Below are 12,014 nucleotides of genomic sequence, written 5' to 3'. Positions count from 1 at the left end.
CCCCGTCGTGCCGGCCGATTCCGGGGAGCCGGAGGCCGACGTCGACCCGCAGGTCGCCGTGGACCCGGCGATCGAGGCCGACGGCATCGACGAGAGCTACGACGAGGCCGCCGAGCCGGAGGTCGATCCCCAGGCTGAGACCCGCGAGGTCGCCTCTGAGGAATCCGCTGAGGACCAGGGTCAGATGACCCTGCAGGAGGAAGACCTGGCCCAGAGCGGCGCTGAGTCCGCCGATCGGCCCGACGCCGACCTGGTGGGCGAGGATTCCCTGGACGTGGAGCCGGTCGAGGCTGAGCCGGCCGCCGCGGCCGAGCCGGAGGTCGACCCCTCCGAGGAGCTCCGCACCCGCCTGCGCCGCCAGCCCGGCGACTGGTACGTCATCCACACCTACGCGGGCTACGAGAAGCGCGTGAAGACCAACCTGGAGACGCGAGTCCAGACCCAGGAGATGGAGGATTACGTCTATGAGATCGAAGTCCCCATGGAAGAGGTCGTGGAGATCCGCAACACCACGCGCAAGCTCGTCAACCGGGTGCGCATCCCCGGTTACGTGCTCGTCCGCATGGACCTGACGGACGCCTCCTGGGGCGTGGTCCGCCACACCCCGGGCGTCACCGGATTCGTGGGCAACGCCCATGACCCGTTCCCGCTCTCCCTCGACGAGATCCACTCCATGCTGGCCCCCTCGGTCATGCAGGAGGCCACCAAGGCCGCCCAGGCCGAGGGCCGGCCCGCCCCGGCGGGCGCCGAGACGTCCGCCCCGGCCATCGAGGTCGACTTCGAGGTCGGCGAGTCCGTCACCGTCAACGACGGTCCGTTCGAGACGTTGCCGGCCACGATCTCCGAGGTCAAGGTCGAGTCCCAGCAGCTCGTGGTCCTCGTGACCATCTTCGAGCGAGAGACTCCGGTCACCCTGTCCTTCAACCAGGTCACGAAGATCCGGTAGTAGGCACCACCAGACTTCGCCCCCTCCGGTTGCTTCGGCTGCTTTGGCCGGACGGTGGCGGACCGGTCACCGCGCCACGGTGGCCACCAGCTCCGGAACACGCTCCTGTGCTTCGGGGAACACGCAAGAAGTTACAGAAGAAGGACCCGATTATGGCCCCCAAGAAGAAGGTCGCAGGCCTGATCAAGCTGCAGATCCAGGCAGGAGCCGCCAACCCGGCCCCTCCGATCGGCCCTGCGCTCGGTCAGCACGGCGTGAACATCATGGAGTTCTGCAAGGCGTACAACGCTGCGACGGAATCCCAGCGTGGCAACGTCGTCCCCGTCGAGATCACCGTGTACGAAGACCGTTCGTTCACCTTCATCACCAAGACCCCGCCGGCCGCCGAGCTCATCAAGAAGGCTGCCAAGGTCGCCAAGGGCTCCTCCACCCCGCACACGGACAAGGTCGGCAAGCTGACCCAGGCCCAGTGCGAGGAGATCGCCCAGACCAAGATGGAAGACCTCAACGCCAACGATGTCCAGGCTGCAGCCAAGATCATCGCCGGCACCGCCCGCTCCATGGGCATCACCGTCGAAGGCTGACGGAGACACCTCTTTTCAGCACGGCAACACAGCACATTCCAGTGGCAGGGTCGCGCGCGACCCGCAGACCACGACTGCATAAGGAGAACAAGCAGATGGCACAGCGCAGCAAAGCATACAAGGCGGCTCAGGAGAAGATCGGCGAGGACATCTACGGTCCCGTCGAGGCCATCGCCCTGGCCAAGGACACCAACCCGTCCAAGTCGGACGCCACCGTGGAGGTCGCGTTCCGCCTGAGCGTCGATCCCCGTAAGGCCGATCAGATGGTGCGCGGCACCGTCAACCTGCCGCACGGCACCGGCAAGACCGCCCGCGTGGTCGTCTTCGCCACCGGTGACAAGGCCGCAGCGGCCGAGGCCGCCGGCGCCGACTGGGTGGGCTCGGACGACCTGATCGCCAAGGTCCAGGGCGGCTGGACCGACTTCGACGCCGCCGTGGCGTCCCCGGACATGATGGGCAAGGTCGGCCGTCTCGGCAAGGTCCTCGGCCCGCGCAACCTGATGCCGAACCCGAAGACCGGCACGGTTACCCCGGACGTGGCCAAGGCCGTGACCGACATCAAGGGCGGCAAGATCGACTTCCGCGTCGACAAGCACTCGAACCTGCACTTCATCATCGGCAAGACCAGCTTCGATGCTGACAAGCTGACCGAGAACTACGCCGCTGCCCTGGAGGAGGTGCTGCGCCTGAAGCCGTCCGCGTCCAAGGGCCGGTACATCTCCAAGGCCACCATCTCGACGACCTTCGGCCCCGGCATCCGGGTGGACCCGAACGTGGTCAAGATCGAGACCGAGGCGTCAGCTCAGGCCTGATCTCAGGTCGAAGCACTGGCTTCAAGTCAGTTTCACCACCAGCTTCATCATCAGGGCCGGAACCAGCGAGAGATCGCGGTTCCGGCCCTGGTGCGTTGATGCACACGGTCACACAGCCCGGTGCGGCATCATGAACACCATGAGGATCGAATGGCTGGACCTTCCCGACGCCCTGGACCAGACGCGGTTGCCGATGCCGCCCCCCACGGCGGACTTCCTGCAGGTCACGCAACTCGCCAACCTGGTGACGTCCCTGTTCTGGGGCAACAACGACTTCTACGTCTCCCCGGAGAACCAGTTGGCCGGCGCCACGTCCCGGGATGACGTACGCACCTCCTACGCCGTCGCCCGGGAGCCCCTGACCGGGGACCGTCCGGACCGCATCATCGGCTACGCCGCCCTGAGCCTGCCCTGGGAGCCGGGAGCCTCGGCGGATGCCCAGCCCACCGCCGCCGAGGTGCACGTGGCCGTGCACCCCGACTTCCGGCGTCGTGGGGTGGGGTCCGCCCTGCTGCGCGAGGCTGAGGCCGAAGCGGTGCGGCGGGGACGCACCGTGCTGCAGTCCTGGACGGACAACGCCCTGCTGGACCCGGCCGCCGTCGGATCCGGCCCGGTGTTCGTCGCAGGCACCTCGCTGGAGACCGGACTGACCCCGGTGGTCCGGACACCTGCGGAATCGGTGCCCGACGCCGGCCGGGACCGGGTCCGCTGGCAGGCGCCGGATGCGGCGTTCGCCGCCGCCCACGGCTACGAGCTGGCCCAGGTGGAGTGGGCGTCCGTGCTGGACCTACGGGAGGCAGCCGGTGCCGCCCTGGTGGCCGAATCCGGCTCCGGAGCCGCCGAGGAGCACGGCTATGACCTGGTCGGCTGGGAGGGGGCCTGCCCGGAGGAGGATGCCGGATCGATGGCCGGGCTGCTCGGCCGGATGGCGGCCGAGGCGCCCGCCGGGGCCCTGGAGCGGGTGGCAGAGCACTGGGATGTGCCCCGGCTGCGAGCCGAGGAGCGGGCCCGCCGGGAGATGGGACTGACCCTCATCACGACGGCGGCCCGCGACCGGTCGACCGGGCAGCTCGTCGGGCACTCGGACATCGAGACCTTCGCCGACCTGCCCCAGGCGGCCTACCAGGGCAACACCCTGGTCCACCCGGAGCACCGGGGCCGGGGACTGGCGGTGCTGCTCAAGGCCGTCAACGTCTCGCAACTGCTGCGGCTGAGGTCTGAGACCGAACGCCTCTACACCTGGAACGCCGCCGAGAACGGGGCAATCCTGCGCGCCAACCAGGAGCTGGGATTCGTGCCGGTGGCCACCCATCCCGCCTGGCAGAAGAAGGCCTGATAGAAGCTCCCGCATAGAAGCTCCCGCAGTTCCTATTCAATGGGAATCAACCTCCCGGCTTCGGTGGACGTGGGTGACGATGGACCGTGAGCCGCGTCACGGGCGCGGTGCCATATCCCGACTCGACGCAGACCTGGGCAGAACGCAGGCCTAGGCACTATGCAGACCTGGGCAGAACGCAGACCAACGCAAACTCAGGCAGAACAAGGCAGGCCCATGACCGAGAACCCTTCCGCACAGACGATTCCGACGCTCGCGCCGTGGGATCACGAGGTGGACCTCCTGGTGCTCGGCACCGGTGCCGCGGGTCTCGCCGCCGCCCTGACGGGTGTCCAGGAGGGGCTCACCGTGCTGGTCCTGGAGAAGACCGACTACATCGGCGGCACCACGGCCTACTCGGCCGGGACCTGCTGGATCCCCAACAACCACTTCCAGCGTGAGGACGGCATCACCGACGACGCCGACAAGGCCGAGCGCTACCTCGACCGGTTGGTGGGGGACAAGTCGGACAAGGCGCTGCGCCAGGCGTACCTGGACAACGGTCCCGCGATGCTGCGCTACATGGAGGACCTGGGGGTGACGTTCCGGCGGTCACCCGCCGTGGTGGACTACCACTCGGAGCTGCCGGAGACCGGCCAGACCGGACGCGCCCTGGAGCCGGAGCCCTTCGACGGCCGCACGCTGGGCCGGAACCGCTTCCGCCACGTCCGGCCGCCGGTGCCCGAGTTCGCGCTCATGGGCGGGACCATGATGCTGCGCCGGGCCGAGGTCGGCACCCTGTTGGGCCTGTTCTCCAAGAAGGCCGGCAAGACGGCGAAGGCCGGCGCCACGGCCCTGGGCCTGGGGGCGCGTTGGGCCCTGGACATGGTCCGGAATCCGCGCGGCACCCGGCTGGTGATGGGCAATGCCCTCGTGGCCCGCATGTACGCCGAGGTGCTCGGCCGGGGCGGGGAGGTGTGGCGCAACGCCTACACCACGGAGCTGTTGCGGGACCAGGACCGGGTGACGGGCGCCGTCGTGGGCCATGGGGGCCGCGAGCTGCGGATCCGGGCCCGGCGCGGAGTGGTGCTGGCCGCGGGCGGGTTCGCCCAGAGCCCCGAGCTGCGGGAGAAGTTCCTGCCCGAGCCCACGCCGCAATTCTCCCGTGCCGGGGAGGGCGCCACGGGTGACACCCTGCGCCTGAGCGAGGCGGTCGGTGCGGCGGCGGGAACAGACAACGGCGAGAACGCGCTGTGGTTCCCGTCCTCGATCGGGACCCGGGCGGACGGCTCCACCGTGGTCTTCCCGCACATCTGGGACCGGGCCAAGCCCGGCCTGATCGCCGTCAACGCCGCCGGCCGGCGCTTCGTGGACGAATCGCACTCCTACCACCGCTTCGTGCGGGCCATGTATGCATCGCACCAGACGGTGCCGACCGTCCCGGCCTGGCTCGTGGTGGACTCCAGCACCCTGGCGAAGTACGGGCTGGGCATGATCACCATGCCGCACCTGCCCGCCGCGATGCTGCAGAAGTACATCGACGACGGCTACCTCCACCGCGGCTCCACCCTGCGGGAGCTGGCCGAGGGGATCGGCGTGGACCCCGCCGGCCTCGAGGAGACCGTGCGCCGGTACAACGGCTTCGCCGAGACCGGTGTGGACGAGGACTTCCAGAAGGGAGAGCTGATGTTCGGGCGGGTGGCCGGGGACCCGGAGCACACGCCGAACCCGAACATCGGACCGATTCGGCAGGGGCCGTTCTACGCCGTGGCCGTGGTCCCGACCCCCTTGGCCACCGCCTACGGGATTCGGATCAACACGCAGGCCCAGGTGGTGGGCCGTGACGGCGCGGCGCTCGAAGGCCTGTACGCTGCCGGCAATGATGCCGCCTCCGTCATGGGCAGCGAATACCCGGGGGCCGGCTCCCAGGTCGGTGCCGGCATGACCTTCGGCTGGGTGGCCGCACGCCACGCGGCCGGGACCGACTGACCACCTGACGAGGAGGCACACCCATGGGCAGGACCCTGTCACTGCTCCTGGCGCTGGCCGGCGGCGTGGCGATTGCAATTCAGGCCCGGATCACCGGAGCCCTGAGGGCCGAGCTGGGGGATGCCTCCCTGGCCGCGACGGTGACCTTCGGCTCCGGCCTGGTGCTGATGCTGCTCGTCAACGGCCTGGTCCGGGCGAACCGCCGCGGGGTGGTCGAGCTGGTCCGAGGTGCGGCCACGGGGCGGTTCCCGTGGGTGTTCGTCTTCTCGGGGCTCCTCGGCGCCTTCGCCGTGTACGGACAGGCCGTCACCGTGGACCTCGTGGGCGTTGCACTGTTCTCCCTCGTCTTCATCTCCGGCCAGATGCTCTCCTCGACGCTGATGGACACGCTCGGGTGGGTGCCCTCCGGGCGCCACCGTCTGAGCCTGCGGAGGGCGGTGGGCGTGCTCGCGGGACTGGCCGGCGTCGGGCTGGCGCTCTCCCCGCGCCTGTTCGGGGGTGGGTTCGGAGTGGGTCCGGGGACGGCCCCGGACCCGGAGCTGCTGCTGGCCCTCGGCCTGCCCCTGTTGATCGTCCTCGCCGGCGGCCTGCTCCAGCCGCCCCAGATGGCGATGAACGCGGTGATGGGTGCAGCCGTCGGCCGGGTCGAGCCGCTCGTGCTGTTCAACTACCTGATCGGGACGCTGGCTCTGCTGGCCGTGGCCGCACCGCAGATCGCGGCCGGTGGCCTGGCCCGGCTGCCCTGGGGCCCGGGGGACTGGTGGTACTACACCGGCGGCCTGCTGGGTTCCGTGGTGGTGATCGGCGGAGCCCTGCTGACGCGGACCATCGGCTCGCTGTTGTTCACCCTCGGGCTCGTCGCCGGCCAGCTGGCCGGGTCACTGGTGGTGGACGCGGTATGGCCCACGCACGGCGCCGAGGTGACCTGGCAGGTCATGACCGGGGCAGTCATCACGCTGTTGGCCCTGGTGCTGGCCTCCTCCAGCACGCTGCGGACCTCGCTCCGGACCTCGCCGAGGACATCGCACCGGACGCCGTCTCAGACGCCGTTGCAGGCCACCCGGAGTGGGGGCTCCTGATGGCCAACTCACGTTCGGGCGAATCGCTCATCCAGCGCCTGGTGCGGGTGCTGCATGCCTTCGATACCGACCACCCGGAACTCACGGCCTCCGAGCTGGCCGTCCGCACGGGCCTGTCCACCTCCACCGCCCACCGCCTGGCGGGGGACATGGCCGAGGAGGGGCTGCTGCGGCGCACCCCGGACGGCCGGTTCCGGATCGGCCTGGTGCTGTGGGAACTGGGCCAGCGCAGCTCCACCTATCAGGAGTTCGGCCAGGCGGCGCTGCCGTTCATGGAGGCCGTGCACGTCACCCAACGCCAGAACACCTCGCTGGCCATCATGGACCACGACGACGGCACGATCATCTATCTGGAACGACTGATCAGCAAGGACGTGCCGACGGACCTGACCAAGGTCGCGGGCCGGTTGCCGGTGCTCTCCACGGCCCCGGGACTGGCCATCCTGGCGCACTCACCGCGCCAGCTGCAGGAGCGGTACCTCACCTCGACCTGGGACCGGGCCACGCGCAATTCCGGCATCACCGAGGTGGGGCTGCGCCGTCGACTCGCGCAGGCCCGCACCGACGGCTATGCCCACCTGCGCGGGGTCACCGTGTCCGGCTCCTCGGGGACGGCCGCACCCGTCTTCGGACCGGGTGGCCGGGTCCTGGGCGCCATCTCGATCGTGGCCGAGGTGGACCAGATCAACCTCCAGATCCAGGTCCCCGTCCTGCTGGCTGCGGCGAGGGGACTGTCCCGCCAGATGGGCTCACGGGGGAAGACTGCGGGTTGGGAGCCCTCCTGAAGGCTGGGCTGGGCTGGTGTTGGGGTTGACGGCCGGTCGGACTGGCGATCTGACGGCCGTCGAGCGCTCCGCATTGCCATTCAATGGGAATGTGGAGGCGGAGGAGGGCCTCCTCCCGGCACGATGGTCTGTAATGCCGGTCACAAGGCCGGCGTGCATCGACCCGAGGAGCTGCACCCATGGCCGCCTACGCCGTCACCTACGCCTACGTCCCCGAGACCGAGGAGATGGTCGCCACCCGTCCGTCCCATGTGGAGTTCCTCTCCGGTCTCCACGAGCAGGGCACGCTCCTGGTCTCCGGTCGGCTGACCGAGGGTGATCCGCTGGGCGCCCTGCTGATCATCAAGGGCGAGTCCGTGGACGAGGTCTCCTCGGTCATGGACGGCGACCCGTTCTTCCAGGGCGGGTTCGTCGCCGAGCGCACGGTGCGCAAGTGGAACATCGCCTTCGGCTCGATCGAGGGTGCCGAGTAATCTCATGACCTCGACCACCCCCGCCCCGGCAACCAGCACCGATCCCGCCGCCAGCGCTGCCGCCAGCGCTGCCGGCACCGCCCGCATGGCGACCGCAGCCGTGACCACGAGCCGCCGCACCATCGAGTACCGCAGCATCGCGGCACCGGTGCCGGCGCCCGGCATGGCGGTCATCCGGATGGCCTCCGTGACCCTCTGCGGTACCGATGCGCACATCTGGGATGACGACTACGCCACCGAGCTGCCGATCATCCAGGGCCATGAGGCTGCCGGCACCATCGTCGCTCTCGATCCTTCGGACACGGGCTCGGGGACCGGCGGCTGGGCCGTGGGCGACCGGGTGGCCATCTCCCCGATGTTCTACTGCGGGCTGTGCCACGCCTGCTCCATCGGGCGCGTCAACGCCTGCCGGCACATGAGCGTCTACGGCTGCTACGAGGACGGCTCGCTGGTGACCGAGCAGGCCGTCCCGCTGGAGAAGCTGTACCGGGTTCCGGACGGCCTGGAACTGTCCTTGGCACCGATGTCCGAGCCGACCTCCATCGCCATGCAGGCCGTCAACCGCGGCCGCGCCCAGGCCGGCGAGAAGGTCCTCGTCTCCGGTGCCGGGCCGATCGGCCTCCTGGCCACCGTCTACCTCAAGGACCTCGGCTGTGACGTCACCGTCTCGGACATGAACCCGTCCCGGCTGGCGCTGGCCACGGCCCTCGGCGCAGACCGCACCTTCACCGTCACTCCCGGGGATTTCCCGACGGCGGCGCAGCGGACCGAGCTGGACCAGCTCACCCGCGGCGACGGTCCGTCCCTGGTCATCGACGCCACCGGCGCCCCCGCCTCGGTGGCCACCGGGGTGGACCTGGTGGCCACGGCCGGCCGCGTCGTCTGTGTCGGCATCTCCGACGCGGAACTGCGCCTGACCCTGCGCACCCTGCCGGTCAAGGAGATCGACCTGCTCGGCTCGCGCAACTCACAGAACCTCATCGGCCAGGCGCTGGACCTGCTGGACCGCCACCAGGACAGCATCGGACGGCTGTTGACCCACCGGTTCGCGTTCGCGGACCTGGACGCCGCCTTCGAGACCCTCGTGGACCCCACGGCCGGCGTCGGGAAGATCGCGATCGACTTCCCTGAACGTTCTGAATTCCCTGAGATCCCTGAAGGAGCCAGCCGACCATGACCGACGCAGTGGAGACCCGTTCCCTCCTCACTCCGGTTCCGGAGCTCGCCGAGCGCTATGACCTGGTCGTCATCGGCTCCGGTGGCGCCGGGATGACAGCGGCCCTGGTGGCCCGCCAGGCTGGAGCCTCCGTGCTGGTGCTGGAGAAGGCGGACCGGCTGGGCGGGACCACGGCGGCCGGCGGCGGGGTGATGTGGGCGCCGAACAACCATCTGATGGGCGCTCGTGACTTCTCGGACAGTGATGAGGATGCCGCCGCCTATGTGCGGGCGGCCACGGCCGGGAAGCTCTCCGAGGAGGAGATCTCCTGGTACGTCTCCACCGCCGCCGAGGCGGTCCGCTTCCTGGATGCGAACACCAGGGTGGACTATGCGCCCCTGTTCCGCCCCGATTACCACATGGAGTGGCCGGGAGCCACGCCGGGTGGGCGGGGCCTGGACCACCGGGAGTTCGACCCCTCGGTGGTGCCCGGACTGGCCGAGGCCCTGCGCCCGCCCACGTACCTGCCGCTGATCACCATGGACGAGCGCGACCAGCTGCATGGCGCGGCTCCCGATCCCGCGCTGCTCACCGGCCGCGCCGAGCGCGGGGTGCGCACGATGGGCGGGGCGCTGGCGGGTGCCCTGACCGCCTCGGCCTGGGAGGCCGGCGTCGTGATCGCGGCTTCTGCCCCGGCCACGGGACTGCGGCGTGCTGCCGGCACAGCTACCAGTACTGAAACCGGCGGCTGGCAGGTGACCGTGGCCGGAGAGCGGGAGATCGCGGCCACATCCGTGGTCATCGCCTCCGGCGGCTTCGAATGGTCGCCCGAACTGACCGGCACCCTGCTGAAGTTCCCCGTCACCCCGATCTCGGCGCCGAGCAATGCCGGGGACGGACTGAAGCTGGGTCTGTCCGTGGGCGGTTCCTTCACGGAGACCACGGACATCTGGGGCGTGCCGGTGATCACCGCCCACGGTGCCACCTACGACGGCCGGCCCTCGGGCCGGATGGGCAACGTGGAGGCCACCCTGCCCGGCGGCATCGTGGTGAACTCCGCCGGCCGGCGCTTCGTCAACGAGGCCCTGAACTACCACGACTTCTCCCGGGTCTTCGCGAACATCGACCCCGCGACCTCCCAGTACGCCAACATCCCGGCCTACCTGGTGATGGACTCGAGGTTCGTCTCCCGGTACCCCGTCGCCGGGAACCCGGTCTTCGCCGAGCCGGCCGAGGCGCCGGACTGGCTGGTCCGGGCGGACACCCTGGCCGAGCTGGCGCAGATCATCGGGGTGGACCCGGCCGGCCTCGAGGAGACCGTGGCCCGATTCAACCCGGCGGCGGAACGCGGTGAGGACCCCGAGTTCGGCCGCGGGTCCTCCGCCCAGGACCGGCACCTGGGAGACCCTCAGAACCTCCCCAATCCCTGCCTGGCGCCCCTCGCGGCCCCACCGTTCTACGCCGTGCAGCTGCATCCCGGCGCCCTGGGCACCGCGGGCGGACTGCGCGCCGACCTGGACGGACGGGTCCTGGACTGGGACGGGGCCCCGCTGCCCGGACTGTATGCCGCCGGCAACTGCTCGGCGACCGTCTTCAAGGACGCCTATCCCGGCGGCGGGGCCACGATCGGCTCGGCGGTGACCCGCGCCTATGCCGCAGGCCGGCATCTCTCCCGGACCCATCTCTCCCAAGCCGGTCTCGGCGGGGAGACCGGTGCGGAGGACGTCCACGCATGAGCGCCACTGGACCCACCGCCGGGTCGGCCGTCCGCACTCTGCGCGTCGGCATCGCCGGAGGCGGTGCGATCTTCCGCAACCACCTGGAGGCCTACCGCGCCCTGCAGGACGTCGAGGTGGTGGCCGTGTGTGACATCGACGCCGAGCGGGCCGGTGCGGTCGCCGCGGCCCACGGGATCGAGCACGCCTTCGGGTCCGTCACGGACCTGCTGGCCTGGCGCGGTGCGGACGGCTGCGGGATCGACCTGATCTCGGTGTGCACCCCGCACCCCACCCACGAGGCCGTCGTCACGGAGGCCGCCGCCGCGGGTGTGCACGTGCTGTGCGAGAAGCCCATCGCGATCGACCTCGCGGCCGCCGAGCGGATGGTGGCCGCCTGCCGCGAGGCCTCCGTGACCTTCGGCGTGCTGTTCCAGCGCCGGTTCTGGCCCGCCGCCCAGCGGATCCGGGCGGCCATCGACGACGGGACGCTGGGCACCCCGATCCTCGGCCACTGCTCCGTGCTGCTGCACCGGGAACCCGAGTACTACTCCGCCACCGCCTGGAGGGGCACCTGGGCCTCGGACGGCGGCGGGGTGCTGATGACCCAGGGCATCCACTACATCGACCTGCTCCAGTGGTTCATGGGCGAGGTGGTCGAGGTGCACGGGCACATGGCGACCTTCGTGCACGGCGACCACATCGAGGTGGAGGACTCGGCCGTGGCGACCCTGAGGTTCGCCTCCGGGGCCATCGCCACCGTGCAGGCCTCCACCGCCGTCACCCCGTCACTGGGCGTCCAGGTGCGCGTCACCGGTTCCACGGGCGCCACCGCGCAGGTGACCGAGTTCCCGGAGGGCACCGACGGCCGGGTGGACATCTGGGCGGCCGGGGACAGTGTCGGTGCCCAGGAGACCTGGCCGTCCTCGCTCAACCCCAACGTGGACCTGGCCACCATCAACGGTGCCCTGATCCCGTGGCACCGGGCCCAGGTGGCCGACTTCGTGGACGCCGTCCGCACCGGCGGCACCCCCGCCGTGACGGGCGAGGAGGCCACCAAGTCCCTGCGCATCCTGCTGGCGGTGTATGAATCCTCCCGCACCGGCAAGCCGGTGGTGTTCTGAGCCGATCGGCCCGCTGACCTTGGTCTGAGACCGCCC

11 protein-coding genes are annotated in these 12,014 nt (G+C 70.3%); all 11 read left to right on the top strand.

The window, feature by feature from the left end; genetic code table 11:
* The first annotated feature begins 85 nt into the window (after positions 1 to 85).
* The 11 genes from nusG (at position 86) to ACFFIO_RS03045 (ending at position 11,978) form a co-directional block, all read left to right on the top strand.
* Positions 86 to 946 carry a transcription termination/antitermination protein NusG gene (gene nusG, locus ACFFIO_RS03095; protein ID WP_378040165.1) on the top strand — a complete coding sequence of 287 codons (861 nt, stop codon included), beginning with the start codon at positions 86 to 88 and terminating at the stop codon, positions 944 to 946.
* Positions 947 to 1,098: 152 nt separating this feature from the next.
* Positions 1,099 to 1,530, top strand: coding sequence for a 50S ribosomal protein L11 (gene rplK / locus ACFFIO_RS03090; protein ID WP_378040136.1), 432 nt, complete (start codon positions 1,099 to 1,101; stop codon positions 1,528 to 1,530).
* A 95-nt stretch (positions 1,531 to 1,625) separates the two neighbouring features.
* Entirely contained in the window at positions 1,626 to 2,342 is a 717-nt protein-coding gene (gene rplA, locus ACFFIO_RS03085) for a 50S ribosomal protein L1 (RefSeq protein ID WP_378040135.1), read from the top strand.
* Positions 2,343 to 2,481: 139 nt separating this feature from the next.
* Positions 2,482 to 3,678 carry a GNAT family N-acetyltransferase gene (locus ACFFIO_RS03080; RefSeq protein ID WP_378040134.1) on the top strand — a complete coding sequence of 399 codons (1,197 nt, stop codon included), beginning with the start codon at positions 2,482 to 2,484 and terminating at the stop codon, positions 3,676 to 3,678.
* A 216-nt stretch (positions 3,679 to 3,894) separates the two neighbouring features.
* Positions 3,895 to 5,646: an FAD-binding protein gene (locus tag ACFFIO_RS03075; RefSeq protein WP_378040133.1), complete on the top strand. Its 1,752-nt coding sequence runs from the start codon at positions 3,895 to 3,897 to the stop codon at positions 5,644 to 5,646.
* Positions 5,647 to 5,669: 23 nt separating this feature from the next.
* A complete protein-coding gene (locus ACFFIO_RS03070; RefSeq protein ID WP_378040132.1) occupies positions 5,670 to 6,725 on the top strand; it encodes a DMT family transporter in 1,056 nt (351 codons plus the stop codon).
* Positions 6,725 to 7,510: an IclR family transcriptional regulator gene (locus ACFFIO_RS03065; RefSeq protein WP_378040131.1), complete on the top strand. Its 786-nt coding sequence runs from the start codon at positions 6,725 to 6,727 to the stop codon at positions 7,508 to 7,510. The genes ACFFIO_RS03070 and ACFFIO_RS03065 overlap by 1 nt, the downstream gene beginning before the upstream one ends.
* A 179-nt stretch (positions 7,511 to 7,689) precedes the next feature.
* Positions 7,690 to 7,983 (top strand): YciI family protein, encoded by a 294-nt coding sequence (locus ACFFIO_RS03060; RefSeq protein ID WP_188806029.1) that lies wholly within the window; start codon positions 7,690 to 7,692, stop codon positions 7,981 to 7,983.
* Positions 7,984 to 7,987: 4 nt separating this feature from the next.
* Positions 7,988 to 9,160, top strand: a complete 1,173-nt coding sequence (locus ACFFIO_RS03055) for a zinc-binding dehydrogenase (RefSeq protein ID WP_378040130.1) — start codon at positions 7,988 to 7,990, stop codon at positions 9,158 to 9,160.
* A complete protein-coding gene (locus tag ACFFIO_RS03050; RefSeq protein ID WP_378040129.1) occupies positions 9,157 to 10,875 on the top strand; it encodes an FAD-dependent oxidoreductase in 1,719 nt (572 codons plus the stop codon). Before ACFFIO_RS03055 ends, ACFFIO_RS03050 begins: the two co-directional genes overlap by 4 nt.
* Positions 10,872 to 11,978, top strand: a complete 1,107-nt coding sequence (locus tag ACFFIO_RS03045) for a Gfo/Idh/MocA family protein (RefSeq protein ID WP_378040128.1) — start codon at positions 10,872 to 10,874, stop codon at positions 11,976 to 11,978. The genes ACFFIO_RS03050 and ACFFIO_RS03045 overlap by 4 nt, the downstream gene beginning before the upstream one ends.
* Positions 11,979 to 12,014: the final 36 nt, after the last annotated feature.

The organism is Citricoccus parietis (assembly GCF_042433045.1).
In the GTDB taxonomy this organism is placed as follows: Bacteria; Actinomycetota; Actinomycetes; order Actinomycetales; family Micrococcaceae; genus Citricoccus; species Citricoccus parietis.
The sequence above is the reverse complement of the archived record's forward strand: the minus strand, read 5'-3'. Positions and strand labels throughout refer to the sequence as shown.

What these genes read in the sequence shown, in the direction of transcription:
- ACFFIO_RS03045 (WP_378040128.1), top strand. Translation starts at nt 10,872, where the DNA reads ATGAGCGCCACTGGACCCACCGCCGGGTCGGCCGTCCGCACTCTGCGC.
- rplA (WP_378040135.1), top strand. Translation starts at nt 1,626, where the DNA reads ATGGCACAGCGCAGCAAAGCATACAAGGCGGCTCAGGAGAAGATCGGC.
- ACFFIO_RS03070 (WP_378040132.1), top strand. Translation starts at nt 5,670, where the DNA reads ATGGGCAGGACCCTGTCACTGCTCCTGGCGCTGGCCGGCGGCGTGGCG.
- ACFFIO_RS03075 (WP_378040133.1), top strand. Translation starts at nt 3,895, where the DNA reads ATGACCGAGAACCCTTCCGCACAGACGATTCCGACGCTCGCGCCGTGG.
- ACFFIO_RS03050 (WP_378040129.1), top strand. Translation starts at nt 9,157, where the DNA reads ATGACCGACGCAGTGGAGACCCGTTCCCTCCTCACTCCGGTTCCGGAG.
- ACFFIO_RS03055 (WP_378040130.1), top strand. Translation starts at nt 7,988, where the DNA reads ATGACCTCGACCACCCCCGCCCCGGCAACCAGCACCGATCCCGCCGCC.
- ACFFIO_RS03080 (WP_378040134.1), top strand. Translation starts at nt 2,482, where the DNA reads ATGAGGATCGAATGGCTGGACCTTCCCGACGCCCTGGACCAGACGCGG.
- rplK (WP_378040136.1), top strand. Translation starts at nt 1,099, where the DNA reads ATGGCCCCCAAGAAGAAGGTCGCAGGCCTGATCAAGCTGCAGATCCAG.
- ACFFIO_RS03060 (WP_188806029.1), top strand. Translation starts at nt 7,690, where the DNA reads ATGGCCGCCTACGCCGTCACCTACGCCTACGTCCCCGAGACCGAGGAG.
- ACFFIO_RS03065 (WP_378040131.1), top strand. Translation starts at nt 6,725, where the DNA reads ATGGCCAACTCACGTTCGGGCGAATCGCTCATCCAGCGCCTGGTGCGG.